The organism is Dethiosulfatibacter sp., assembly GCF_983023055.1.
The window spans coordinates 1-221 of record NZ_CEZJXU010000030.1; positions in this window are offsets into that span (position 1 = coordinate 1).

Genomic DNA, 221 nt, shown 5'->3' on the forward strand with positions numbered 1-221 from the left:
TATATAATGAGCTTAAAAATACCCATCAGAAAGTCCAAAACTTCTTCAATGTCTATGATAGTAGGCATATGTCTTATTCCTTAATCTCCTTCAGTTTTCTTATTTACTTTTCTTTCTTTTTCTTTCCTTTACTTTGTGTACTAAATTCCGAAACTATTATAGTTTCATTCGAATTAACGTCAGTAATTCCAGTAATTAAGGCGGTTACTCCAGTTTTTAAT